This window comes from Kluyvera sp. 1366, assembly GCF_054823405.1.
The window spans coordinates 211,183-237,360 of sequence record NZ_JBTRDW010000003.1 but is presented as its reverse complement, the minus strand read 5'-3'; the positions used below and the strand labels follow the sequence as shown (position 1 = coordinate 237,360).

Annotated in this window: 24 protein-coding genes; 17 read left to right on the top strand and 7 right to left on the bottom strand. The window is 54.0% G+C overall.

The genetic code is table 11. The annotated features are described in order from the left end of the window. Positions 1-29: 29 nt before the first annotated feature. The 6 genes from purF (at position 30) to hisP (ending at position 5,670) form a co-directional block, all read left to right on the top strand. Positions 30-1,547 (top strand): amidophosphoribosyltransferase, encoded by a 1,518-nt coding sequence (gene purF, locus ACVLVH_RS07850; RefSeq protein ID WP_101763639.1) that lies wholly within the window; start codon positions 30-32, stop codon positions 1,545-1,547. A gap of 116 nt (positions 1,548-1,663) precedes the next feature. Beyond that, a complete protein-coding gene (locus ACVLVH_RS07845; protein WP_061717852.1) occupies positions 1,664-2,233 on the top strand; it encodes a UbiX family flavin prenyltransferase in 570 nt (189 codons plus the stop codon). Between the two features lie 278 nt (positions 2,234-2,511). After that, complete coding sequence (gene argT, locus ACVLVH_RS07840) at positions 2,512-3,294, top strand: lysine/arginine/ornithine ABC transporter substrate-binding protein ArgT (protein ID WP_101763640.1); 783 nt, start codon at positions 2,512-2,514, stop codon at positions 3,292-3,294. Between the two features lie 194 nt (positions 3,295-3,488). Beyond that, positions 3,489-4,175: a histidine ABC transporter permease HisQ gene (locus ACVLVH_RS07835; RefSeq protein WP_008105192.1), complete on the top strand. Its 687-nt coding sequence runs from the start codon at positions 3,489-3,491 to the stop codon at positions 4,173-4,175. Beyond that, positions 4,172-4,888, top strand: coding sequence for an ABC transporter permease (locus ACVLVH_RS07830; protein WP_008105190.1), 717 nt, complete (start codon positions 4,172-4,174; stop codon positions 4,886-4,888). Before ACVLVH_RS07835 ends, ACVLVH_RS07830 begins: the two co-directional genes overlap by 4 nt. Before the next feature lie 8 nt (positions 4,889-4,896). Beyond that, the gene (gene hisP / locus ACVLVH_RS07825) at positions 4,897-5,670 is read left to right on the top strand and encodes a histidine ABC transporter ATP-binding protein HisP (RefSeq protein ID WP_101763641.1); all 774 of its coding nucleotides are present in this window, start codon (positions 4,897-4,899) and stop codon (positions 5,668-5,670) included. 172 nt (positions 5,671-5,842) lie between these two features. On the opposite strand, the gene ACVLVH_RS07820 is transcribed toward hisP, so the two are convergent. Continuing rightward, positions 5,843-6,790 carry a sugar-binding transcriptional regulator gene (locus tag ACVLVH_RS07820; RefSeq protein ID WP_192233261.1) on the bottom strand — a complete coding sequence of 316 codons (948 nt, stop codon included), beginning with the start codon at positions 6,788-6,790 and terminating at the stop codon, positions 5,843-5,845. Between the two features lie 195 nt (positions 6,791-6,985). On the opposite strand from ACVLVH_RS07820, the gene dalD reads away from it, so the two are divergent. Genes dalD through ACVLVH_RS07805 form a run of 3 tightly spaced genes read left to right on the top strand, consistent with a single transcriptional unit; the run spans position 6,986 to position 11,163 of the window. After that, entirely contained in the window at positions 6,986-8,380 is a 1,395-nt protein-coding gene (gene dalD, locus ACVLVH_RS07815; protein ID WP_192233263.1) for a D-arabinitol 4-dehydrogenase, read from the top strand. A gap of 10 nt (positions 8,381-8,390) precedes the next feature. Then, a complete protein-coding gene (gene xylB / locus ACVLVH_RS07810; RefSeq protein WP_280171905.1) occupies positions 8,391-9,860 on the top strand; it encodes a xylulokinase in 1,470 nt (489 codons plus the stop codon). Positions 9,861-9,882: 22 nt separating this feature from the next. Beyond that, positions 9,883-11,163, top strand: coding sequence for an MFS transporter (locus ACVLVH_RS07805; RefSeq protein WP_192411468.1), 1,281 nt, complete (start codon positions 9,883-9,885; stop codon positions 11,161-11,163). Positions 11,164-11,195: 32 nt separating this feature from the next. On the opposite strand, the gene ACVLVH_RS07800 is transcribed toward ACVLVH_RS07805, so the two are convergent. Next, positions 11,196-12,089 (bottom strand): TIGR01777 family oxidoreductase, encoded by an 894-nt coding sequence (locus ACVLVH_RS07800; protein WP_101763646.1) that lies wholly within the window; start codon positions 12,087-12,089, stop codon positions 11,196-11,198. A 204-nt stretch (positions 12,090-12,293) separates the two neighbouring features. On the opposite strand from ACVLVH_RS07800, the gene yfcF reads away from it, so the two are divergent. After that, positions 12,294-12,935 carry a glutathione transferase gene (yfcF, locus tag ACVLVH_RS07795; RefSeq protein WP_008105173.1) on the top strand — a complete coding sequence of 214 codons (642 nt, stop codon included), beginning with the start codon at positions 12,294-12,296 and terminating at the stop codon, positions 12,933-12,935. A 111-nt stretch (positions 12,936-13,046) separates the two neighbouring features. Then, entirely contained in the window at positions 13,047-13,592 is a 546-nt protein-coding gene (yfcD, locus tag ACVLVH_RS07790; RefSeq protein ID WP_007889295.1) for an NUDIX hydrolase YfcD, read from the top strand. A gap of 46 nt (positions 13,593-13,638) precedes the next feature. Here yfcD and ACVLVH_RS07785 read toward each other — a convergent pair whose 3' ends face one another. The 3 genes from ACVLVH_RS07785 to ackA all read right to left on the bottom strand — a co-directional run bounded on the left by ACVLVH_RS07785 (position 13,639) and on the right by ackA (position 18,448). Continuing rightward, positions 13,639-14,898, bottom strand: a complete 1,260-nt coding sequence (locus ACVLVH_RS07785) for a 4-aminobutyrate--2-oxoglutarate transaminase (protein ID WP_192411469.1) — start codon at positions 14,896-14,898, stop codon at positions 13,639-13,641. Positions 14,899-15,027: 129 nt separating this feature from the next. Continuing rightward, complete coding sequence (gene pta, locus ACVLVH_RS07780; protein ID WP_192411470.1) at positions 15,028-17,172, bottom strand: phosphate acetyltransferase; 2,145 nt, start codon at positions 17,170-17,172, stop codon at positions 15,028-15,030. A gap of 73 nt (positions 17,173-17,245) precedes the next feature. Next, the gene (ackA, locus tag ACVLVH_RS07775) at positions 17,246-18,448 is read right to left on the bottom strand and encodes an acetate kinase (protein WP_192411471.1); all 1,203 of its coding nucleotides are present in this window, start codon (positions 18,446-18,448) and stop codon (positions 17,246-17,248) included. 339 nt (positions 18,449-18,787) lie between these two features. Here ackA and yfbV point away from each other — a divergent pair, with 339 nt between their 5' ends. From yfbV to ACVLVH_RS07760, 3 genes are all read left to right on the top strand, one after another. After that, on the top strand, positions 18,788-19,240 hold the full coding sequence (gene yfbV / locus ACVLVH_RS07770) for a terminus macrodomain insulation protein YfbV (RefSeq protein WP_101763650.1): 453 nt from the start codon (positions 18,788-18,790) through the stop codon (positions 19,238-19,240). Between the two features lie 150 nt (positions 19,241-19,390). Continuing rightward, positions 19,391-19,885, top strand: a complete 495-nt coding sequence (locus ACVLVH_RS07765) for a YfbU family protein (RefSeq protein WP_008105160.1) — start codon at positions 19,391-19,393, stop codon at positions 19,883-19,885. Positions 19,886-19,899: 14 nt separating this feature from the next. Next, positions 19,900-20,559, top strand: a complete 660-nt coding sequence (locus ACVLVH_RS07760; protein WP_192411472.1) for a sugar phosphatase — start codon at positions 19,900-19,902, stop codon at positions 20,557-20,559. A gap of 27 nt (positions 20,560-20,586) precedes the next feature. On the opposite strand, the gene yfbR is transcribed toward ACVLVH_RS07760, so the two are convergent. Further along, on the bottom strand, positions 20,587-21,186 hold the full coding sequence (gene yfbR, locus ACVLVH_RS07755; RefSeq protein WP_110866568.1) for a 5'-deoxynucleotidase: 600 nt from the start codon (positions 21,184-21,186) through the stop codon (positions 20,587-20,589). A 70-nt stretch (positions 21,187-21,256) separates the two neighbouring features. Continuing rightward, positions 21,257-22,474: a pyridoxal phosphate-dependent aminotransferase gene (locus ACVLVH_RS07750; protein ID WP_008105154.1), complete on the bottom strand. Its 1,218-nt coding sequence runs from the start codon at positions 22,472-22,474 to the stop codon at positions 21,257-21,259. A 968-nt stretch (positions 22,475-23,442) separates the two neighbouring features. On the opposite strand from ACVLVH_RS07750, the gene lrhA reads away from it, so the two are divergent. The 3 genes from lrhA (at position 23,443) to ACVLVH_RS07735 (ending at position 26,166) form a co-directional block, all read left to right on the top strand. Beyond that, positions 23,443-24,366 carry a transcriptional regulator LrhA gene (lrhA, locus tag ACVLVH_RS07745; RefSeq protein WP_021509211.1) on the top strand — a complete coding sequence of 308 codons (924 nt, stop codon included), beginning with the start codon at positions 23,443-23,445 and terminating at the stop codon, positions 24,364-24,366. 660 nt (positions 24,367-25,026) lie between these two features. Then, entirely contained in the window at positions 25,027-25,470 is a 444-nt protein-coding gene (locus ACVLVH_RS07740; RefSeq protein WP_007889316.1) for an NADH-quinone oxidoreductase subunit A, read from the top strand. 15 nt (positions 25,471-25,485) lie between these two features. After that, positions 25,486-26,166 carry a NuoB/complex I 20 kDa subunit family protein gene (locus tag ACVLVH_RS07735; protein WP_008105151.1) on the top strand — a complete coding sequence of 227 codons (681 nt, stop codon included), beginning with the start codon at positions 25,486-25,488 and terminating at the stop codon, positions 26,164-26,166. The last annotated feature ends 12 nt before the right edge of the window (positions 26,167-26,178 follow it).

Genomic DNA, 26,178 nt, shown 5'->3' with positions numbered 1-26,178 from the left:
GGGAGTGCGGCTAATGAGGAAATGACAATATGTGCGGTATTGTTGGTATCACCGGTTTCATGCCAGTAAACCAGTCAATCTATGACGCGTTAACGGTGCTTCAGCACCGCGGGCAGGATGCCGCCGGCATTTGTACCATCGATGCTATTAACTGCTTCCGTTTGCGTAAAGCCAACGGCCTGGTCAGCGATGTGTTCGAAGCGCGCCATATGCAGCGTCTGCAGGGCAACATCGGGATTGGTCATGTGCGCTACCCAACGGCAGGCAGCTCCAGCGCCTCTGAAGCGCAACCTTTCTACGTGAACTCTCCTTACGGCATCACGTTGGCGCATAACGGCAACCTGACTAACGCCCACGAACTGCGTAAACAGCTGTTCGAAACGGGTCGCCGTCACGTTAATACCACCTCAGATTCCGAAATCCTGCTGAACATCTTCGCGCAGGAGCTGGACCGTTTTCAGCACTATCCGCTGGAAGCTGACAACATTTTTGCTGCGGTGGCGGCTGTGCATCAGCAGGTGCGCGGCGCTTACGCAGTGGTTTCAATGATTATCGGACACGGAATGGTCGCCTTCCGCGATCCCAACGGTATTCGTCCGCTGGTGCTGGGCAAGCGCGTTATCGCCGATGGCCGCACCGAATACATGGTGGCGTCAGAGAGCGTCGCGCTGGATACGCTGGGCTTCGAGTTCATTCGTGACGTAGCGCCTGGCGAAGCCGTGTACATCACCGAGCAGGGCCAGCTCTCTACGCGTCAATGCGCCGAGAACCCGAAAACCAATCCGTGCCTGTTCGAATACGTCTACTTTGCGCGTCCGGACTCGTTCCTCGACAAAATCTCGGTGTACAGCGCACGCGTGCGTATGGGCACCAAGTTGGGTAACAAAATTGCCCGCGAGTGGGAAGATCTGGATATCGATGTGGTGATCCCGATTCCGGAAACCTCAACCGATATCGCGCTGGAAATCGCACGTATCCTCGACAAGCCATATCGTCAGGGCTTCGTGAAGAACCGCTACGTTGGCCGTACCTTTATCATGCCCGGCCAGCAGCAGCGCCGCAGCGCCGTTCGCCGCAAGCTGAACGCCAACCGTGCTGAGTTCCGTGATAAGAATGTGTTGCTGGTGGATGACTCCATCGTTCGCGGCACCACATCCGAGCAGATCATTGAGATGGCACGTGAAGCGGGCGCGAAAAAAGTCTATCTCGCCTCGGCGGCACCGGAAATCCGTTTCCCGAACGTCTATGGCATTGATATGCCAAGCGCTACCGAACTGATTGCGCATGGCCGTGAAGTGAATGAGATCTGCCAGCTGATTAAAGCGGATGCGTTGATTTTCCAGGATCTCAACGACCTGATTGAAGCGGTGCGTGAAGAGAACCCGGATATCGCCAACTTTGAGTGCTCGGTATTCAACGGCATCTACGTCACCAAAGATGTCGATCAACAGTACCTTGAGTATCTGCAGTCGCTACGTAATGACGATTCCAAAGCCATCGCGCGTCAGACAGAAGTGGAAGGTCTGGAGCTGCACAACGAAGGCTAAGCCAGAGGTTATGGCAGAGTAAAAGCAGGGCGGGCGCAATCCCGCCCTGTTTGTTTTTGTATTTTTGTTCAGTGAGCCGCTATCATTGCCGCAATCTGAACCTGCAAGGCTGAATTATGAAACGACTGATCATTGGTATTTCCGGCGCCAGCGGCGCGATCTACGGCGTGCGCATGTTGCAAGTGCTGCAACCGCTGGCGGAGGTGGAAACCCATTTGGTGATCAGCCCCGCCGCGCGGCAAACGCTGGCGCTGGAGACCGATTTCAGCCTGCGCGAGGTGCAAGCGATGGCCGATGTGGTGCATGACGTGCGCGACATCGCCGCCAGCATCTCATCCGGATCTTACAAGACTCTCGGCATGGCGATCGCGCCGTGCTCGATGAAAACGCTGTCAGGGATCGTGCACAGCTACAGCGATAGCCTGCTAACCCGCGCGGCGGATGTAGTGCTGAAAGAGCAGCGTAAGCTGGTGCTGTGCGTACGCGAAACGCCGCTGCATTTGGGACATTTGCGCATGATGACCACCGCCGCAGAGCTGGGCGCGCTGATCATGCCGCCGGTGCCAGCGTTCTATCATCGTCCGCAATCCATCGGCGATTTAGTCGATCAAACGGTGAATCGTGTGCTTGATCAGTTCGATATTGAGCTGCCAGAAGATCTTTTCACTCGCTGGAGTGGTGCATAATGGTGCATTAATGCACTGCTCGTGTGCAAATTCGCGTGTGCGATCACTCTTCGTGCATCTTGTGCACCAAAAGTTAACAATGTCGCTTTTTCTTCCTCACACCACTGTTATATTTCCCTCACAAACTAAGTGCTTGCGCCGCTAACCGGCGCAGTATTTAGCGCGCTTGCGCAGCGTTTAGCCAATTCGCACAACTGGCATGAAACGTGCACAGCTTACAGCGCAAACCAACACATCACGCACCACATAACAATAAGCACTTCACTTGAGGGTTACCTATGAAAAAGCGAGTTCTGGCTCTTTCTCTGATGCTGACAATGGTAAGTAGCGCGAGCGTCTTCGCCGCTGTGCCGCAGTCGCTGCGCATCGGAACTGACCCGACTTATCCGCCATTCGAATCCAAGAACGCGCAAGGTCAGCTGGTGGGCTTTGATATCGATCTGGCGAACGAAATTTGTAAACGTATCAAGACTAAATGTACTTATGTGGAAAGTGATTTCGATGCGCTGATCCCGTCGCTGAAAGCGAAGAAGATCGACGCCATCATCTCTTCTCTGTCAATTACCGAAAAGCGTCAGGAAGAGATCAACTTCTCTGAAAAACTGTATGCGGCGAACGCGCGCTTAGTGGCACCGAAAGGTTCTACGCTGCAACCGACCATTGAATCCCTGAAAGGGAAAAACATCGGTCTGCTGCAGGGCACCACCCAGGAAACCTATGCAAAAGAGTACTGGCAGCCAAAAGGTGTCACCGTTACGCCTTACGCTAACCAGGATCTGGTGTATCAGGATCTGAATGCCGGTCGTATTGATGCCGCGTTCCAGGACGAAGTGCAGGCGAGCGAAGGTTTCCTGAAGCAGCCTGTTGGCGCTAAATATGCGTTTGCCGGCCCGGCAGTGAAAGACGACAAGATCTTTGGCGTCGGTACCGGTATGGGCTTGCGTAAAGATGATGCCGATCTGAAGGCCGCGATCGATAAAGCTTTTGTTGAGATGCGTAAAGACGGCACTTACGACAAGATTGCTAAGAAGTACTTTGATTTCAACGTGTACGGCGATTAATTATCCTGTTTCCTAATCCTGGTCTGTGAAAGGCAGGAAGGTTGCACATAAGTATTCACTCCGGGCGCTTACCTATGTAAACTGCCCGGCTTCATACGCTTGCCGCCATCCATCCTGCGATTCAAATTTCCTGGTTAGGACTGTCCGTCAGTTGGGCAGCGTTTGTAACTTACCCTCACGACAGGATTGAACCCATGTTGTATGGCTATTCCGAAGTAATCCTCAAGGGCACCCTTGTAACGCTGGAGCTGGCGCTCAGTTCCGTGTTGCTGGCGGTGGTGCTCGGCTTGATTGGCGCTGGCGCCAAACTTTCCCGCAGTCGCCCGCTGGCGATGCTGTTTGAAGGCTACACCACCTTAATCCGCGGTGTGCCCGATTTGGTGTTGATGCTGCTGATCTTCTACGGTCTGCAGATCGCCTTGAATACCCTCACTGATGCGCTGGGACTGGCGCAATTTGATATCGACCCGATGGTCGCCGGTATCATCACGCTCGGCTTTATCTACGGTGCTTACTTCACTGAAACCTTCCGTGGTGCGTTCCTCGCGGTGCCAAAAGGGCAGATCGAAGCGGCAACCGCCTTCGGTTTCACCGGCTCGCAAACCTTCCGTCGCATTCTGTTCCCGGCCATGATGCGCTTCGCGCTGCCGGGCATCGGCAACAACTGGCAGGTTATTCTCAAAGCCACGGCGCTGGTTTCGCTGCTGGGGCTGGAAGATGTGGTGAAAGCCACGCAGCTGGCAGGTAAAAGTACCTGGCAGCCGTTCTACTTCGCCATTGTGGCAGGTGTGATTTATCTGGTGTTTACCACGCTGTCGAATGGCGTGCTGTGGTGGCTTGAACGTCGCTACACGGTGGGTGTGAAAAGGGCAGAGCTATGATTGAGATTATTCAGGAGTATTGGAAACAGCTGCTCTGGACCGATGGTTACCGTTTTACCGGCATCGCGATTACGCTGTGGTTATTGATCATCTCGGTGGTGATTGGCGGTTCGCTCGCGGTGCTGCTGGCGATTGCGCGCGTCTCCTCTAACCGCTTTATCTCCACGCCGGTTTGGCTGTTCACCTATGTGTTTCGCGGTACGCCGCTGTATGTGCAGCTGCTGGTGTTCTACTCCGGCATGTACACGCTGGAAGTTGTGAAGGGCACCGAGCTGCTGAACGCCTTCTTCCGCAGTGGATTGAACTGTACGCTGCTGGCGTTCACGCTGAACACCTGCGCCTATACCACCGAAATCTTTGCCGGTGCGATTCGTTCGGTGCCGCACGGTGAAATCGAAGCGGCGCGCGCCTATGGCTTCTCACCGTTTAAATTGTATCGCTGCATCATTCTGCCGTCGGCACTGCGCACCGCGCTGCCGGCGTACAGCAATGAAGTGATCCTGATGCTGCACTCCACCGCGCTGGCGTTTACCGCGACGGTGCCGGATCTGTTAAAAATCGCGCGCGATATCAACTCGGCCACCTATCAGCCGTTTACCGCGTTTGGCATCGCTGCGGTGCTGTATCTGATTATCTCTTACGGGCTGATTAGCTTGTTCCGCAAAGCTGAACAACGCTTCCTGGCGCACGTAAAACCTTCTTCATCGCATTGAGTATCACTATGGCTGACAATAAATTAAGCGTTACCGAACTGCACAAACGTTACGGTGAACATGAAGTTCTGAAAGGCGTATCGCTGCAGGCAAATGCCGGCGATGTGATCAGCATTATTGGCTCGTCCGGTTCCGGGAAAAGTACCTTTTTACGCTGCATTAACTTCCTCGAGAAACCGAGCGAAGGCACCATTGCGGTCAACAACCAGCAGATCAATCTGGTGCGCGACACCGATGGTCAACTGAAAGTCGCGAACAAAGAGCAGCTGCGTATGCTGCGCACGCGCCTGACCATGGTGTTTCAGCACTTCAACCTGTGGAGCCACATGACGGTGCTGGACAACGTTACCGAAGCGCCGATTCAGGTGCTGGGGCTGAGCAAGGCGGAAGCGCGTGAGCGTGCGATCAAGTATCTGGATAAAGTCGGCATTGATGCGCGTGCGCGTGCCAAATATCCGGTGCACCTTTCCGGTGGTCAGCAGCAGCGCGTGTCGATTGCGCGTGCGTTGGCGATGGAGCCTGAAGTGTTACTGTTTGACGAACCCACTTCTGCGCTCGATCCGGAACTGGTCGGCGAAGTGCTGCGCATTATGCAGAAACTGGCGGAAGAGGGCAAAACCATGGTGGTGGTGACGCATGAGATGGAGTTTGCTCGTCACGTCTCTAATCATGTGATCTTCCTGCATCAGGGCAAAATTGAAGAGCAGGGCACGCCGGATGAGCTGTTCGGCAATCCAAAAAGCCCACGTTTGCAGCAGTTTTTGAAGGGATCGTTGAAGTAGTTTTGTGCCCGCTGTCCCCCATCCCGGCCAGTGCTCGCTGTCCCCCTCCTCGGTCCTCCCCCAAAATTGGGGGAGGAAGATGCTGCTATCTGTGGGTGTTGAAGTGGCATTTGGCAGCGTCTCCTTCCCCCGCGGGCGGGGGAAGGCCGGGATGGGGGACAGCAAGCACCCTCTATCCCCGCAACAACTTCAGCGCCGTATCCTCATCGGTCACCAGACCTGACACCCAGCCGCCCTGCAACGCCGCGCGAATCGCCGGATATTTACGCTCGCTGCCGGCAAAGCCAATAATCTGGCGTTGCGTCTGGCTCTCCAGCAACACGCTGGTGAGCAGTTCATCGGTTTCACCCCACACGCGTTCACCTTGCTGATTGAAAAAGTGCCCGAGCATTTCGCCCACCACGCCGCGCGCGTTGAGCGCAGCAACTTGCGCATCGGTGATAAAGCCTTCGGCATGCAGCGGGCAGCCGGGCTGCACTTCGCCGATGCCAACGAAGGCCACATTCGCCTGCAAGGCGCGTAACGTCACGCGCTGATAAACCTGATGCTGAATCCACATCTCTTTATCTTCGGGCGTATCCGCATACAGCGGCGCAGGAATGAAGAAATACTTGCCCTGCATCTTCTCCGCCATCTTCAGCGGCACGTCGTAGCGCGTACCCGAGTCGTCCCGCGCAATCGCGCCAATCATCGAAACGCACTGATGCTGCGGTCGTTCAACCCAGGGAAGTGCATCAATCATCGAGCGCAGCGTCTTACCGGAACCAATGCCAAATACCTGCGGCTGCTCCTCGCTGATGTATTGCGCCATCACCGCCGCGCCTTCCACTGCCAGCATCTGCTGAATAGCGTCATCATCCAGATTGGCGGATGGCACCACACGGCACAGTTGCAGGCCAAATTTCTCCTGAACGTCGCGCGCCAGATGCAAGCAATGGGTAACCGGATGATCAATCTTTACGCTCACCATGCCCATTTCACGCGCGCTGGAGACCAATCGCTGCGCCACCTGACGTGACAATCCTAACGCGCGTGCAATCTCTTGCTGCGTCACGCCCGCCACGTAATACATCCAGGCCGCACGTGCTGCCAGTTCTTGTTTTTTCTCTTCTCTGCTCATCGCGCTGTTCCGTCAAAACCGGTGCGCCATGTTAACGCGAGATGCCGATGAAGTGTTAATTGAGCAAAAGCCCTAAAAAAGAGCAAAAGTATTAATTGTGATTGAGCTCGCAGAACAAGGCTGCTCGCTCGCACTATGCTACGCCTAATCGGGCAAATGCCCTTAATCGTGGCAAATGTTTATTTTGAGGCGACTATGACCAATCAATCAGTGTGGATGCATATCGGCGCAGGATCTTTTCACCGCGCTCATCAGGCGTGGTATCTGCATAAACTACGCGAGCAGGGCGATGACAGCTGGAGCATTGCCCTCGGCAATATCCGCAATGATGCCGCGCCGTTGCTAAAGCAACTCGCTGCGCAAGAGGGCGAATATGTGCTGGAAACCGTTACACCCGATGGCGAACGCGCCTACGAAACCATCACGTCACTGCGCAAAATCCTGCCGTGGGATAGCGACATCAGCGCGCTGGTGGAGCAGGGAGCGAAAAGTGAAACCCGCGTGATAGGTTTTACCGTCACCGAAGCCGGTTACTATTTGACACCGGAATTCGAACTGGACCTGACGCAACCGGATGTGCAGGCCGATGTGAAAGGCGACATCCGCACGATTTATGGCGCGCTGGCACGCATCCTCACGCAGCGCGTGGCCAACGGTGGCGCGCCCGTTACGCTGCTCAACTGCGATAACCTGCGCCACAACGGCGAACGTTTCCGTCACGGCTTCCTCGCGTTTCTTACCGCCAAAGGTGACAACGCCTTAGCGAATTGGGTGCGCGAAAATACCACCTCGCCTAACACCATGGTGGATCGTATTACGCCGCGTCCAACGCCGGATGTGGCTGAGCGCGTTAAAGCCGCTACGGGTAAAGAGGATGGTGCATCGGTGATGGCCGAATCCTTTATTCAATGGGTGATTGAAGATGACTTCATTGCCGGTCGGCCGGCGCTGGAGAAGGTTGGCGTTGAGCTGGTGGAATCGGTATTGCCGTGGGAAGAGGCGAAAATCCGCATCCTTAACGCCACGCATGCGGCGATTGCCTGGGCAGGCACGCTGATTGGCCTCAATTACATTGATGACAGCACGCGTCAGCCGGCGATTTACCAACTGGCCTATGACTACGTGACCCAGGATGTGATGCCATCGCTGTCGCCGAGCCCGCTGGATTTAGCCGATTATCGCGATGTAGTTCTGGCGCGTTTTAGCAATCCCTACATTAAAGACACCAATCAACGTGTTGGCGCGGACGGTTTGTCGAAAATCCCCGGCATGGTGACGCCAACACTGCGCGAATGCTACCAGCGTGGCGCAGAACCGGCGGCCACTGCCGTGCTGCCTGCACTGTTCTTCCTGTTCCTGCAGCGCTGGGCCTGTGATGATTTGCCTTACACCTATCAGGATGGCGTGCTGCAAGCCGATGCGCTGCGCCAGCAGTTTAGCCGCTCCGATGCACTGAACGCTTTCCTCAGCGATAGCGCGCTATTTGGCGAACTGGCACAGGACAAGGCGTTTCATGCGCTGGTGACGCGCAGCGTGGCGGATCTGCAACTGTGGCTGAAACAGCCAGAACGCATGCTGGCTGCGGTGTAAGGAGCGCGTTATGTATCTTGGGATTGATATTGGCACCTCCGAGCTCAAAGCGCTGATCATCAATGCGCAGGGTGAGATCATTGCCTCGAATCACGCCACGCTCAACGTGCAGCGCCCGCATGCGCACTGGGCAGAACAGGATCCCGAGCGCTGGTGGCAAGCGTGCGGTGATGTCCTTGCTGGATTGCGCCAGCAGGATGCGCTGGCCTGGAGCGAGATTCGCGCGATGGGTTTGTCCGGGCAGATGCACGGCGCGGTGCTGCTGGATGCGCAGGGTAAGGTGCTGCGCCCGTGCATTCTGTGGAATGACACACGCAGTGCGCCGCAATGTGCCGCGCTCAGTGCCCAACATCCGGAAATGATGCAGCTCAGCGGCAATATGATTATGCCGGGCTTCACCGCACCTAAACTGCGTTGGGTGGCAGAACATGAGCCTGAGATTTTCCGTCGCATCGATAAAGTGCTATTGCCGAAAGACTACCTACGCTGGCGTTTAACCGGACAATTTATCAGTGAACCTTCAGACGCGGCAGGCACGTTGTGGCTCGATGTGGCTCAGCGCGACTGGTCCGACGAACTGTTAGCCATCACCGGTCTCACGCGCGCCAATATGCCGGCGCTGGTGGAAGGCAGCGCGGTGAGCGCCCCATTGAAAGCCGATCTGGCAAGTGAATGGGGCTTGTCGGCCGCGGTCTGCGTGGCGGGCGGCGGTGGCGACAATGCCGCATCGGCGGTTGGTGTCGGCGCGGTTAATCCGGGTGATGCTTTTATCTCGCTGGGTACCTCCGGCGTGATTTTTGTCGTCAACGATCGTTTGCTGGCCGATCCGCAATCGGGCGTGCACGCCTTTTGTCACGCCTTGCCCGGACGCTGGCACCAGATGAGCGTGATGCTCAGCGCCGCCAGCTGCCTGCGCTGGCTGTGTAATCTGCTCTCCGTTACCGAAAGCCAACTGATGGAAGAGATGGCACAGCTCAGTGAAGAGCAGCGGCGTCATGCCCCGGTTTTCCTGCCCTATCTTTCCGGTGAACGCACGCCACACAACGATCCTGACGCCTCCGGTTCTTTCTTCAATCTGCGCCACGAAACACCGCGTGCGCTGCTCGGCTACGCAGTAATTGAAGGCGTAGCTTTTGGTCTGGCCGACGGGTTCGCGGTGCTTGGTGATGCGCAGCGCCAGATTCAGCAGTGCAGCCTGACCGGCGGTGGGGCGCGCAGCACGTTGTGGGCGCAGTTGATCGCCGATGTGCTGCAACTGCCGATCGTCACGCATCCCGCCAGCGCGTCCGGCGCATTGGGGGCTGCGCGTCTGGCATGGCTGGCCGCGGGTGGTGTGGAGAGCGAAGTTTGCCTAAAACCGCCGGTGCAGGCGCGATATCAACCAGATGCTGCGCGCGGCAAGGTGCTGCAGCAGCGATTGCAGCTGTTCCGCACGCTCTATGCACAACAGCAGCAGGCGCGAGTGTTGTTGCCTGAATAATTCCAGACAGAGGATGAATGAGATGCAATCGAATGATTACTGGTTTGGCTTACCGAAAAAGATGTTCTGGGGCTTCCTCGCCATCGCTATTTTTATGGCGGGTGACGGCTTTGAAATGGCATTTCTGTCGCGTCACATCACCGATATGGGCTTCACGCCAGCGCAGTCGGCGGTAGTATTTACTTTTTACGGACTGGCGGCAGCGCTAGCGGCGTGGGCATCGGGCGTGGTAGCGGAACTGATTACGCCCCAGCGTGCCATGATGATTGGCTTCGTGCTGTGGATTGTCATGCACACGCTGTTTATGTCGCTGGGACTTGGCATGCGCAACTATACGCTGATGGTGCTATTTTACGGCATTCGCGGTCTGGCGTATCCGCTATTCATTTACTCATTCATGATGATGCTGGTGCAGGTGCTGCCGCGTGAAAAACTGGCGGCAGCCACCGGTTGGTTCTGGGCAATGTATTCCGTCGGTATCGGTGTGGTCGGCAGCTATTTACCGAGTCTGACCATCCCGATGCTCGGCGAAACCGGTACGCTGTGGCTGGCGATTATTTGGGTTGCCTGTGGTGGCGTGCTGGCCTATTTCAGCTTGCGCCATGTGCCGGTTGATCGTTCGCGCGTCAATTTGCCGATGCGCGATAAAATGACCGAAATGTCGCGGGCGGTAACTATTCTGTTTACCAACCAGCACGTGTTTTATGCCTGCCTGATTCGCATCATTAACACGCTGTCGCTGTTTGGTTTCGCCATTATCATGCCGCTGCTGTTCGTTGATCGTCTTGGTTTCACCATTTCCGAATGGCTGCAAATCTGGGCGGTGTTCTTCTTCGTCACCATTTTTACCAACATCTTCTGGGGCATTACCGGCGAGAAACTGGGTTGGATCCGTCAGGTGCGCTGGTTTGGCTGTCTCGGTATGGCCATCTCCAGTCTGGCGTTTTACTACCTGCCGCTGTATGCCGGACATAACTTCTGGGTGGCGCTGATTCCGGCGGTGATGTTAGGAATTTTTGTCGCCGCCTTCGTGCCGATGACCGCAGTGTTTCCGACACTGGAGCCGCATCACAAAGGCGCCGCCGTGTCGATTTATAACCTGTCGGCCGGACTGAGTAATTTTGTCGCGCCCGCGATTGCGTCGGTGTTGCTGCCGTTTTTCGATATCGTCGGCGTGGTGTGGGCGTATACCGCGCTGTACGTGTTTGCTGGCGTGCTGACCTTTATCATCCGCGTGCCGCAGCCGGGACATACGCATGAACCGGCGGCAGTGAAATCACGCGTGGCGCAGCAAAGAAGTTAATCTGTGATAGGCGGGCGCCATTAATGGCGCCCCTACACGACATCCCGCAACGCTTCCTCCAAATCGTACCAGCGAAAACCAAAGCCTGACTCTTCCAGGCGCTTCGGCAACACATGTTGGCCGCCGAGCACCAGCACCGCTGATTCCCCCATCATCAGCTTGATGGCGCTGGCGGGCGTGCGCATAAAGGCTGGGCGATGCATCACATGGCCGAGCGTGGCGGCGAACTGCTCATTGCGCACCGCATAGGGCGCAACCATGTTGAACGGGCCGCGCAGTTCAGAGTGATCGATTAACCACAGCAGCGCGTTAACCAAATCGTCGATGTGAATCCACGGTAAATACTGTTTGCCGCTACCAATCGGACCGCCTACGCCAAGCTTAAACGGCAGTTTCATCTTCGATAACGCGCCGCCTTCTTTCGCCAGCACCACGCCGGTGCGCAGCAAACAGACGCGCGTGCGATCGCTCTGTGCAGTTAACGCCAATTGTTCCCAACGCGCGCACAGCGTATGGGTAAATTCATCCTGGCCTGGATCCTCTTCGGTCAGCACCAGGTCGCCGGTATCGCCATAAAAGCCGGTAGCCGAGCCGGAAATCAAAAATTGCGGGGGATTGCTGCTGGCGTGAATCAGCGAGACCAGCTGCTCGGTGATCTGCCAGCGGCTTTCGCACAGCCGCTGCTTCTGCTGTTCGGTCCAGCGTTTATCGGCGATCGGTTCGCCCGCAAGATTAATCACACCATCAATACCGTTTAAATCGGTTTGCTGATTGATGCCGGACCACAGCGCCACGCTGGCGTCGAGTTTCTCGCGTGCGGCGGCGACATCGCGCGTGACGACGCTCACCTGATGGCCAAGCTGCAACAGACGCGGAATCAGATGGCGGCCAATCAGGCCGGTGCCGCCGGTGATCAGTAAATGCATGTTGAGCCTCCTTGTCATTTTTTATCTGCTCAGATTGAGCATAGAAGAGAAGCGTGCGCGCGGCGTGACTCGGCTTACGCTTATGAAGAAAAAGGAAAAGTCAGCGCTGGTCTTAGCAGCTAAAGATCCGACCAGCGCACCATTGCCTTAATAAATAAAAATCGGTAAACATGATGCACACCTGACGCTTTTCTGAGGCAGCCAATGAATTATCCAACCATTACTTTGTGGTCAGATTCTTGCTTTTTCAGCCCTTACGCCATGTCGGTTTATGTTGCGCTCACCGAGAAGGGCATTCCCTTCACCCTTAAGCGCGTCGATTTATCGCAGAATGCGCAGTGGGATGAGGAATACCGCGCGCTGTCGCTGACCTGCCGTGTGCCGACGCTGCAAATCGATGATGTGCTGCTGACGGAATCTTCAGCGATTGCTGAGTACCTGGAAGAGCGTTTTCCGGCGCCAGAGTTCGAGCGGCTCTATCCGCGCGATCGTGAGAAACGGGCGCATGCGCGCGAAGTGCAGGCATGGCTGCGCAGCGACTTAATGGCGCTGCGCTCTGAGCGTCCAACCGAAGTGCTGTTCGCCGGCGAACGCTTTGCGCCGCTTACGCCGGCAGGTGAGCAAGCTGCCAACAAACTCATTGCTGCGGTGCAGCGCCTTTTGCCTGATGGACAGCAAAATCTGTTTGGCGAATGGTCGATTGCGGATACCGATTTAGCCGTGATGATTAATCGCCTGGCGCTGCACGGCGATGCGCTGCCGGTGAAGCTGCAACACTATGCGGAGTTCCAGTGGCAGCGTGCTTCGGTGCAACTCTGGTTAGCGGAATCGGGTAAAACACGCTGAGCACGATGCGCCTTGCGATGGCGAAAAGAACGCTTTACCTTACCGCTCATTCTAATAAAGCATGGCAAACAGGCGCGTGCTGGGCACGCCGAAAACAGAAAAGGGTTACGGATGGTGGATCAAACGGCAGGTGACGGTATCGAGTGGGTTGATATCGTTAACGAAGAGAACGAAGTCATTGCGCAGGCCAGCCGTGCGCAGATGCGTGCGCAGTGTCTGCGTCATCGCGCTACTTATATTGTGGTGCACGATGGTATGGGCAAAATTCTGGTGCAGCGTCGTACTGAAATCAAAGACTTCATGCCGGGTATGCTGGACGCCACTGCCGGTGGCGTGGTGCAGAGTGGGGAAGACCTGCTGGAATCGGCGCGTCGTGAAGCGGAAGAGGAATTGGGTATCGCGGCCGTTCCATTCGCCGAACACGGCCAGTTCTATTTTGAAGATCAGCATTGCCGCGTATGGGGCGGGCTGTTCAGCTGCGTTTCCCATGGCCCGTTTGCCATGCAGGAAGAGGAAGTGGATGAGATCTTCTGGATGACGCCGGAAGAGATCACCGCGCGCTGTGACGAGTTCACCGATGATTCGCTTAAGGCGCTGTCGCTGTGGCTGAGCCGAAACAGTGATGCTGCACGTCGTAAACAGAGCAGCGAAGCGTAATCTTGCCGTAAGGTCGCCATTTTTGGCGACCTTATATACAACATTGTTAATGTTCCCGCAGAATCCCCGCCAACAGTGCCAACGCATCCTCGAACTGCGCATCGGGAATAGTCAGCGGATAGAGGAAGCGGATCACGTTGCCGTACACGCCACAGGTTAGCAGAATCAAACCTTTTTCCAGCGCCTGCTGCTGAATAGCTTTGGCAATCTCCGCCGACGGCTTGCCCGCCGCATCATTGAATTCCGCCGCCATCATTGAGCCATAACCACGAATTTCCGCCAGCGCTTTACAATCTGCTCGCTGCAACGTCTGTTTTAATCGGCTGCCAAGCTGGTTGGCGCGGCTGCACAGCGCCTCTTCTTCGATAATGTCTAACACCGCCAGCGCCGCCGCAATCGCCGGTGGACTGCCAGCATAGGTTCCGCCCAGGCCGCCGGGTTCTGGCGCATCCATGACTTCTGCGCGTCCCGATACCGCCGAGAGCGGGAAACCGCCAGCCAGACTTTTCGCCATGGTGATGATATCAGGCTGCACGGCGTAATAGTCGCTGGCGAACAGCTTGCCAGTGCGCGCAAAACCGCTCTGGATCTCATCGGCGATCAGCAGTATGCCGTGGCGATCGCACAACTCCCGTAGCGCAACGACAAACTCTGGCGGCGCACCGTAGAAACCGCCTTCGCCCTGAACCGGTTCAAAGATAATGGCTGCCACCTGCTGCGGGCTGATATCGCTGCGGAAAATCGCTTCCAGGCTGTCGAGCGCATCGCTCACGCTGACCTTGTGCAGCGCGTTGGGATAGCGCGCGTGAAACACCGGGCTGGCGAAGGGGCCGAAGCCGGTTTTATACGGCACCACTTTCCCGGTCAGCGACATTGTCATATTGGTGCGGCCATGAAACGCGCCGGTGAAGGCGATGATGCCGGGACGACCGGTGGCCGCACGCGCTATTTTGACCGCGTTTTCGACCGCTTCAGCACCGGTTGAGAAAAAGGTGGTTTTCACCGGCCCGCTAATCGGCACCAGCGCATTTAGTCGCTCAGCGAGATGAATGTAGTTCTCATAAGGGATGATTTGAAATGCGGTGTGGGTAAAGCATTCTAGCTGCTGTTGCACCGCAGCCATCACTTTCGGGTGACGATGCCCGGTGTTAAGCACTGCGATGCCTGCGGAAAAATCGGTGTATTCGCGTCCACGTTGATCCCAAACCGTGGCATTCTCGGCTTTTACCGCATAGAAATCACACATCACACCCACGCCGCGCGGCGTGGCTTGTAAACGACGGCGGTGCACATCACTGTTGCTCATTATTCACCTCGCAATTAGCGGCAGACTTCAATCAGTGTTAACGCAGCGTGAGGTTTATGCCAGTGAAGTACGGGGCAAAAAAAAAGCACGCACCGAAGTGCATGCTTTTTTGGTGGGCGGGAAAGGGGATTAGCCTTCGGCCTGCTGCGATTGAATCGCCGTCAATGCGATGGTGTAGACGATATCATCCACCAGTGCGCCGCGCGACAGGTCGTTCACCGGCTTACGCATGCCTTGCAGCATCGGTCCGATGGAGATCAGATCGGCAGAACGCTGTACCGCTTTGTAAGTGGTGTTACCGGTGTTCAGATCCGGGAAGATGAACACGGTAGCGCGGCCGGCAACCGCAGAGTTTGGCGCTTTGGATTTGGCGACGTCTTCCATAATCGCGGCGTCGTACTGCAGCGGACCATCGATCACCAGATCCGGGCGTTTTTCCTGCGCGATGCGCGTGGCTTCACGTACTTTCTCTACGTCGCTACCGGCACCGGAGTTACCGGTTGAGTAGGAGATCATCGCGACGCGTGGATCGATACCGAAGGCTTTAGCTGAGTCGGCAGACTGAATCGCGATCTCTGCCAGCTGTTCTGGATTGGGATCCGGGTTGATGGCGCAGTCGCCATACACCAGAACCTGCTCCGGCAGCAGCATGAAGAACACCGACGACACCAGCGAGCTGTTTGGCGCGGTTTTGATCAACTGCAGCGGTGGACGAATGGTATTCGCAGTGGTGTGAACCGCGCCGGAGACCAGACCGTCAACTTCGCCGCTCTCCAGCATCATGGTGCCGAGCACCACGTTGTCTTCCAGCTGCTCCTGCGCCACCACTTCGGTCATGCCTTTGCTCTTACGCAGCTCAACCAAACGTGGCACGTAGTTTTCACGTACCACTTCTGGATCCACGATCACGATGCCTGTGCCGAGTTCAACACCCTGCGCCGCCGCAACACGCTGAATCTCTTCCGGATTGCCGAGCAGCACACAGGTAGCGATGCCGCGTTCGGCGCAAATTGCTGCCGCTTTGACGGTACGCGGCTCGTCGCCTTCTGGCAGCACGATGCGTTTGCCTGCTTTGCGCGCCAGCTCGGTGAGCTGGTAGCGGAATGCCGGTGGAGACAGGCGACGGCTGCGCTCGGACGTGGCGGTCAGCGATTCCACCCAATCTTCATTGATGAAGCTAGCTACGTACTCCTGCACTTTCTCGATGCGCTGCGTATCGTCAGTCGGGACTTCAAGGTTGAAGCTTTGCAGGCTAAGCGACGTCTGCCAGGTGTTGGTTTTCACCATAAACACCGGCAGGCCGGTCTGAAACGCACGTTCACACAGGCGTGCGATGGGCGCTTCAATCTGATAGCCACCGGTCAACAGCACGGCACCGATTTCTACGCCGTTCATCGCGGCCAAACAGGCGGCAACCAGTACATCAGGACGATCGGCGGAGGTTACCAGCAGTGAACCCGGACGGAAGTGCTCCAGCATGTGTGGAATGCTACGCGCACAGAAGGTGACAGATTTCACACGGCGCGTCTGGATTTCACCTTCGTTGATGATATCGGCGTTCAGGTGACGGCACATATCGATGGCGCGAGTGGCGATCAGATCAAAGCTCCACGGTACACAACCCAGCACCGGCAGCGGACTGTTGGCAAACAGCTGCTTTGGATCGATGTTGGCGATGCTGGCTTTAGAGGAGTCATCAAAAATTTCTGACAGATCCGGGCGCGTACGACCTTGCTCATCCACCGGCGCATTCAGTTTGTTGATGATCACGCCAGTGATGTTTTTGTTTTTGCTGCCGCCAAAGCTGCTTTGCGTCAGTTCGATACGCTCTTTGAGCTGCGCCGGAGAATCGTTGCCCAGCGCCATCACGAAGACGATTTCGGCGTTCAGGGTTTTAGCGATCTCATAGTTCAGAGCAGATGCGAACTGATGTTTACGCGTGGGGACCAGACCTTCAACCAGCACCACTTCCGCGTTTTTAGCGTTTGCGTGATAGTTGGCAATGATCTCTTCCATCAACACGTCTTGCTGGTTAGATCCAAGCAGCGACTCAACGCGTGACATCTGCAGCGGTTCTGCGGCAGGAATCGCGGAGCTTTTACGGATAATGCTGGTGGTTTGGTCTGGCGCATCGCCACCCGCACGTGGCTGGGCAATTGGCTTGAATACGCTCAGGCGCACGCCTTTGCGCTCCATGGCACGGATCACGCCGAGGCTGACGCTGGTCAGACCGACGCTGGTGCCGGTAGGAATGAGCATAATTGTACGTGACACGATAGAAACCTCTCAGGTGTTGCAGACTGTCTAAAACAACTCCGTCAGCCTAAGCTGACGGAGAGAAGTGTTTTTAAGCGGTGAGACGCGCGGCGTCTTGAGCAATCACCAACTCTTCGTTGGTTGGGATCACCACGGCTGCGCGCGTGCCTTCTTTGTTGATGAAACCCGATTTGCCGAAGCGTGCTGCCAGGTTGCGCTCGTGATCGACTTCGAAGTCGAGCAGACCCAGTTTCTGCAGCGCCAGCTCGCGCACCATCGCCGCGTTTTCACCGATACCACCGGTGAAGACCACGGCGTCCAGACGGCCTTCCATCAGCGCAGTGTAGCTGCCGATGTATTTCGCCAGGCGGTGGCAGAACACATCCATCGCACGCTTAGCATCTTCTTTGGTGCTGTAGTTGTCTTCCACATAGCGGCAGTCGCTGGTGACTTCGGTCAGACCTAACAGGCCAGACTCTTTGGTCAGCAACTTATTGATGGCATCAACGCTCATGCCCAGGGCATCATGCAGGAAGAAGATAATCGCAGGATCGATGTCGCCGCTGCGCGTGCCCATCACCAAACCTTCCAATGGCGTCAGGCCCATGGAAGTATCAACACACTGACCATTGCGAATAGCAGAAACGGAACCGCCATTACCCAAGTGGCAGGTGATGACGTTCAGTTCGCTAACGGGTTTGTTCAGCATTTTCGCGGCTTCCTGCGTCACATAGTAGTGGCTGGTGCCGTGTGCGCCGTAGCGACGAACGCCGTGCTCTTTATACAATTTGTACGGCAGAGCATAGAGATAGGACTCTTCCGGCATTGTCTGATGGAATGCGGTGTCAAAAACCGCGACATTTTTATCAGAAAGATGTGGGAAGTTTTTCAGCGCTTCATCTATACCGATCAGATGCGCAGGATTGTGCAGCGGCGCAAAAGAAGAGGCGTCTTTGATGCCCTGAATAACAGATTCGTCGATGATGACCGATTTGGTCAGCTGCTCGCCGCCGTGAACAATTCGATGGCCGATTGCAGCGATTTGTGCCGAAAGCTCTGGTTTTTGTGCCAGAATAGTTTTGACCATGAAATTCAGTGCTTCGCTGTGTGCCGCACCCGCGCCAAGCTGAGCTTCTTGTTTGCTGCCGTCCAGTTTCCACTTAATACGTGCTTCCGGTAAATGGAAACATTCAGCCAAACCGGAGAGGTATTCGTCGCCGGTAACAGGGTTAAGGATGGCAAACTTAAGTGAAGAACTGCCGCAGTTCAGAACCAGAACTAACTTCGTCGACATGGAAGTACCTATTTTTGTTAAATAGTGGCTAAAAAAAACGCAATCAGACTAACAGCGTAGCCCATGAAAGCTGGTAGGTTAATGATAAACATCATGTGCTAGTCAAAAATTCAGTGACATGCAAAAAATTTTGGTGATTTTACGCTTATTTTTGATAAGCACTTAGCGAAACATGGCTCTGGCCGCTCTTTTATTGAGCTAAAGCTTCCGGTAATGTTACTCAAACGGCGTCAGAATACTCACTGTCACCCGCAAAGACAAAAACTTTTGAAGGATGTCACGTAAAGTTGTGTAGTTATCGGTTTATTTTAAATATTACAGATTTAGTTGAGGTCTATCATGGCGAATGAGACAGACAAACCCGGCTGGTTCGGCTTGTTCCAGCGCGGACAGCGATACATGAAGACCTGGCCTGCAGACAAGCGCCTGGCGCCGGTATTTCCTGAAAATCGCGTGGTGAATGCAACGCGTTTTGCCATTCGCTTTATGCCGCCGCTGGCGATTTTCACCTTGACATGGCAAATCGCGATGGGGGGACAACTTGGTCCAGCAATTGCCACCGCGCTGTTTGCCTGCAGCCTGCCGATGCAAGGATTATGGTGGTTAGGTAAACGTTCGGTAACGCCGTTGCCGCCGACGCTGCTGCAGTGGTTCCATGAAGTGCGTACCAAACTGCAAGAAGCGGGGCAGGCGATTGCACCCGTTGACGGTAAGCCGACATATCAGTCGCTCGCCGATGTGTTGAAGCGCGCGTTTAAACAGCTTGATCGCACTTTCCTCGACGATCTTTGATCCGCGGACGCTTTTACCTGCCAGAGAATTTGAGCCAAATCCCGGTTCAAATCAAAGAAAAGTGGTGCGGACATACACGCATCACTCTCCTTGTGTAATCATTTCTTCATTGTTTAAATCTTAAGCGGCCGCCTGGCCCGGGAGCAAACCATGGAAATGACCCACGCACAACGATTGATCCTCTCCAATCAATACAAAATGATGGCCATGCTGGAACCCGATAACGCCGAGCGCTATCGTCGTTATCAAACCATTATTGAACGCGGCTATGGCTTGCAGTTACGCGAGCTCGATAAGGAATTCGGCGAGCTAACCGAAGCGACCTGTCGCTTACTGATCGATATTATGGAAATGCATCATGCGCTGCATGTTTCGTGGTCGAACCTCAAAGATGGCAGCGCGATTGATGAGCGTCGCCTGGCGTTTCTCGGCTTTGATGCGGCCACCGAAGCGCGTTATCTCGGCTACGTGCGTTTTATGGTGAACGTAGAAGGGCGCTATACCCATTTTGATTCCGGCACACACGGCTTCAATGCCCAAACGCCGATGTGGGAAAAATACCAACGCATGCTTACGGTGTGGCACACTTGTCCGCGTCAATATCATCTCAGCGCGAATGAGATCGCGCAGATTATCAATGCCTGAATAAGGAGCGACGCGTGAAGTACAGGGGTTTTCTGTTTGATTTAGACGGTACGCTGGTGGATTCACTGCCTGCTGTGATTCGCGCATGGTCATTGTGGGGTGAGCGCCATGGTTTGTCTGCGGAAGAGGTCCTGAGCTATATCCATGGGAAGCCTGCGATCAACTCGCTGCGCCATTTCATGGCGGGACAATCTGAAGAGGCGATTCAGGCGGAATTTCTCTGGCTTGAACGCCTCGAAGCGGAAGACACGCATGGCGTACAGGCGATTCCGGGCGCATTAGCGTTACTTTCAACGTTGAACGAGTTGCAGATCCCATGGGCGATTGTCACATCGGGTTCGATCCCTGTTGCCCATGCGCGCCATAAAGCCGCCAATCTACCTATGCCAGAGGTGTTCATCACTGCGGAGAACATCAAGCACGGTAAGCCGAATCCCGAGCCTTATTTGCTGGGCGCCGAGCGTTTGGGGCTTTCAGCGACGCAATGCGTGGTGGTTGAGGATGCGCCAGCGGGCATCATTTCAGGATTGGATGCGGGCAGTGCGGTGATCGCCATCAATGCGCCAGCCGATGCGCCGCGCATTGATGAAGTCACCTTCCGCGTCGCTTCGCTTGAACCGGTAAATGTCGCTAAAGAAGATAGCGGTGAATTTACCCTTTCTATCACCGCATAAAAAAACGGGCCGCTGCGGCCCGTTTTTTTACAGCGGCGTATCCTGTGAGATTTCATCCAGCGACAGGCTAAAGCTGGGAATAAACACCTCAACAAAATAATCCATTTCCGGCGAGCGCCGCTGCGTCAGGGTTTTCTCCAGGCGCGCTTTGGCCAGCAAAAACTCGTTATTACCCGCCGACAACTCTTCCAGACACTTCACATAGGCGCAAAGTGCATCCGCTTGCTTAACCACGGATTGTTCACTTTCGCTATGCATGTGTTCATCTATCAGCGGCCGATAAGCGTCCTGCAGTTCGGGCGGCAGCATATCGATGAGTTTCTGCTGGGCAATTTTCTCGATCTTTTTATATTCGTGCGCAATTTGCGCGTTGTAGTACTTCACCGGCGTCGGTAAATCCCCGGTCAATACTTCGCTGGCATCATGATACAGCGCTAGCATGGCAATGCGCTCGGCGTTGAGGTTGCCGTTAAACTTTTTGTTTTTGATGATGGCGAGCGCGTGAGCAACCATCGCCACCTGCAGACTATGCTCGGAAACGTTTTCAGTGCGCACATTGCGCATTAATGGCCAGCGGTTAATCAGTTTGAGACGGGAGAGGTGGGCGAAAAAATGGCTACGAGTCATGGACGGTTCCTGTTCGCACGGCGGGGAAGATATCTTTTCCCCGAAATGCGAACAGTATACGCGTCACAATTTACTGGCGATACCCTTGTAAGAAACGACCAAACTTGCTGACGGCCATTTCCAAATCGTCCACGCGCGGCAGCGTAACGATGCGTACGTGATCCGGCCACGGCCAGTTGAACGCGGTGCCCTGTACCAGCAGCACTTTTTCCTGCAACAGGAAATCCAGCACCATCTTCTGATCGTCGAAAATGTTGAATTTCTTGGCGTCAATACGCGGGAACATATAGAGCGCACCTTGCGGCTTCACACAGCTGACGCCAGGAATATCGTTAATCAATTCCCATGCACGCTGGCGCTGTTCATACAAACGTCCGCCGGGCGCGATAAATTCACTAATGCTTTGATAACCACCCAATGCGGTCTGAATCGCGTGTTGTGCAGGAACGTTGGCACACAGGCGCATCGACGCCAGCATCTCCAGCCCTTCAATGTAACCTTTGGCGTGTTTCTTCGGACCATTTAAAACCATCCAGCCCTGACGGAAACCCGCCACGCGATAGGTTTTGGACAAGCCGTTGAAGGTCACCGTCAGCAGATCGGGTGCCAGCGCAGCAATCGAATGATGTTGTGCTTCGTCGTAGAGAATCTTGTCGTAGATTTCATCGGCGAAAATAATCAGATTGTGCTGGCGCGCAATTTCAACAATCTCAAGCAACAACTCTTTGCTGTAAACCGCGCCGGTCGGGTTATTCGGGTTAATGATGACAATGCCACGCGTGCGCGGGGTAATCTTGCTGCGAATATCATCCAGGTCAGGGAACCAACCTGCTGATTCATCACACAAATAATGCACCGCTTTACCGCTCGACAGCGAAACGGCAGCGGTCCACAGCGGATAATCCGGCGCAGGCACCAGCATTTCATCACCGCTGTTGAGCAATGCCTGCATCGCTTGCACAATCAGTTCGGATACGCCGTTACCTATATAGATGTCTTCGACAGTGACATCGCGCATGTCACGCGCCTGGTAATGCTGCATGATCGCTTTACGCGCCGAATACAGCCCCTTTGAATCGCAATAACCCTGCGAGCTCGGCAGATTGCGAATGACATCGACCAGAATTTCATCAGGTGCTTCGAAACCAAACGGGGCAGGGTTGCCGATGTTCAGCTTGAGAACTTTGTTGCCTTCTTCTTCGAGACGTTTAGCTTCTTTCAGTACCGGGCCACGGATGTCATAACAGACATTTTCCAGCTTGCCGGATTTATCAATTTGAAAATTCATTGTTACCGCCTTTATGGGCAGAGTCCTTTAACCTGCCACCAAAAATCAAACTCGCCCAATTTACTCTTCTCACCTTAACAAAAGAAGGGCAGCGCTTGGTTTTGGCGTGTTTGCCATTTTTTCCCCTTTCACGTGGCGTAAAAGTCATTGGAAATCGATTAATCTGGTTCATTAGTCCACAAATGTGAAGAATGTTAATATTAAACGCTGGTAAGGTGTGCCTGACGTGTAAATGCCTTCTTCCATCGACATCCGAGACTATTCAGAAATTTTTCAGTCAAAACTGGCTTAAAAAAACATTAGCGACCAGACGAAATAGTTAAATGAATCTTGTTGGATGGCGAAAAATTGTCTGGTAATGATTAAGCACTGTTTGGCGTCACAAAATAGAGTTCATTCTCATACACTTTTTATTGGCAGAATTAAGCACCACCATCAGCTGCAACTCAGTGTAAAACACGCGTAAAATAGCATTTGCGCTGTATCTTTAACGTAAGTGTTTGAGATTCAGAACCTGGAGGGGTTAAAAAAAGAGCAGCATTATGGCAGGATGTGTGCGAAAAGACTTTTGGTCAAAAATTGCGATGTTTTGAATAAAAACATTTCCATTTATAGCGTAAAAATGATTAAGTATAATTTATTATTTGATGCACTTTATCGCTTCGCATCTACATAACATGATGTTATTTCTTTTTAACCCGCAGGGACTTTGTGCGGGATACATAGACAACTACGCAGCTTCCAGCACCTGTACGACTTACGTTTTCGGCCCAGAAGTTCTGCTGTCTATAATGACGACGCTGCTCTGATCTCAGAGTGGTGCGATCGTCGGCATCCGCCTGACAAATTTTTTTCATGGCAGCTCCACACAGGGCTGTCATTAAGCACCATTGCCTCTTATCTCTTTGATAAGTCGGGTAATACACCAGGGTAGTAGTTTTAAAAAATCTTATAAGTGAAGAAAAAACATGACTAATGCAAATCGTCCGATACTGAATCTCGACCTCGATCTGCTGCGTACATTTGTTGCCGTTGCCGATCTGAACACTTTCGCAGCCGCCGCTGCCGCCGTGTGCAGAACGCAGTCCGCAGTGAGCCAGCAGATGCAACGTCTGGAACAATTGGTAGGTAAAGAGCTGTTTGCCAGACATGGACGTAATAAATTGCTGACGGAGCATGGCATTCAACTGCTGGGTTACGCCAGGAAAATCCTTCGTTTTAATGACGAAGCTTGCACCTCTTTAATGTACAGCAACATTCAGGGCGTTCTGACCATCGGCGCTTCAGATGATACCTCAGATACCATTCTGCCGTTCCTGCTTAACCGCGTAACGTCGGTCTATCCGAAGCTGGCCATTGATGTGCGTGTTAAGCGCAACCCGTTCATGATGGAAATGCTTAATCAAGGTGAAGTCGATCTGGTTGTGACCACGTCCAGCCCAGGAAACTTTACTTATCAGGTACTGCGTACTTCACCAACGTTGTGGTACTGCGCGGCAGATTATATCTTCCAGCGTGGAGAGGCCATTCCTTTGGTTCTGTTGGATGAGCCAAGTCCGTATCGCGATATGGCCATTGATCACCTCAACGAGGCTGGCATTCCGTGGCGCATCTCGTATGTTGCCTCAACGCTGGCTGCCGTCCGTGCAGCGGTTAAAGCCGGTTTGGGTGTGACAGCGCGTCCTGTTGAGATGATGAGTCCAGAACTGCGCGTGATGGGCGCGGCAGAAGGTTTGCCAGTATTGCCTGACACCCAGTATCTGCTGTGCCGTAATCCAGACAGCGATAACGAACTGGCGCTGGCGATCTTCAATGCCATGCAGTCCACCAACGATCCTTATAATCTGAGTGCTAATCCAGACGGTACCTTGTTACTGGATGATGAAGAGTAAGGGTTGCAGTTACTGGTAATTCCTCTCAATTGGAATACCGGTTAATTGTTAAAACCGATAAAAATAAGCCTTAGCTGGATAATTATCCGCTAAGGCTTTTTTTATGCCTTTTAACACGTCCTTTTTAGAGCGATTTCCAGAAAAAGATTTCACTCAACATCTTAAAAATGAAATGTGTTCTATTTTTGCTCCACATGGAATGATTTTATCAATTCGTGCCAACTTTCCCAGGGCAATTGCCCGTCCACTCCGCTGTTTTTTGCAGCATAAAACCCAGTTATGTGCTTTAGATCAAAAAAATACCCCTGATAAGGGGGGGGAATCTCGGGCGAGACCTGTCAAAATATGATTGTTAAATGCACGATCCACGCATGTGAATACCCGCTACACTAAAATTAACCTCACAAACTGAAGCGATTTAGCTGGCGCTCAGAGGGTTGAATGTTAATAATATGATGCAGCTGTAAAATAATGTTTGGATACTTTTGTCAAAGTTGACAAAAGGTTATAGAAAGGAGTAAAAACCCCTATAAAATTGCTGCTTTATTGCTAATGACAGCAAAATTTATAAGGTTTTTTATCCTTCCCTTGAATCGATGTGGTGTGTTTGCTGCAACAGCGCAGGATGCCATCACCACTTTTGATGAGTAAGCAAAGAGTATGTCGACAACTACAGAAGTGATCGCTCATCACTGGGCATTTATTGTTTTTATCGTTATCGCATTCGGCCTGTGTGCCTTTATGTTGACCGGGGGCTGGTTGTTAGGTGGTCGTGCGCGTGCGCGACACAAGGACACCCCGTTCGAATCGGGTATTGAGTCGGTCGGTGACACTCATATTCGCCTCTCTGCAAAATTCTATCTGGTTGCGATGTTCTTCGTCATATTCGACGTCGAAGCCCTCTATTTATACGCATGGTCGACTTCCATCCGCGAAAGCGGTTGGGTCGGCTTTGTCGAAGCCGCAATTTTCATTTTGGTGCTCTTGGCAGGCCTGGTTTATCTGGTGCGCATCGGTGCGCTGGATTGGGCTCCTGCGCGTCGTCGCGTAGTGGTCAAATCTGTCCCGGTCAGTCACAGCCACACCAACCCTCATAAGCAGTAAAAGCGAGGCAATAAGATGGACTACACGCTGACACGCGTAGACCCGAACGGGGGCGGCGACAACGATCGTTATCCTCTGCAGAAACAGGAAACGGTTACCGATCCGCTGGAGCAACACGTTCACCGCAGCGTCTACATGGGCAAGCTCGAGCACGCCCTGCATGACATGGTGAACTGGGGTCGTAAAAACTCACTCTGGCCGTATAACTTCGGCCTTTCCTGTTGCTACGTGGAAATGACCACATCCTTCACCGCAGTGCATGACGTGGCACGATTTGGCGCCGAAGTTATGCGCGCCTCGCCACGTCAGGCTGACTTCATGGTGATCGCCGGTACGCCATTTACCAAAATGGCGCCGGTTATTCAGCGTCTATATGACCAAATGCTGGAGCCGAAATGGGTGATTTCCATGGGCGCATGCGCTAACTCGGGTGGCATGTATGACATCTACTCGGTGGTGCAGGGGGTGGATAAATTCCTGCCGGTTGACGTGTACATTCCTGGCTGCCCGCCGCGTCCAGAAGCGTATATGCAGGCATTGCTGCTGCTGCGCGAGTCGATTGGCAAAGAGCGTCGTCCACTGTCTTGGGTGGTTGGTGATCAGGGTGTTTATCGCGCCAATATGCAGCCAGAGCGTGAAAGAAAGCGTGGCGAGCGTATTGCCGTCACCAACCTGAGATCGCCAGACGAAGTTTAAGCTTCCCGTACA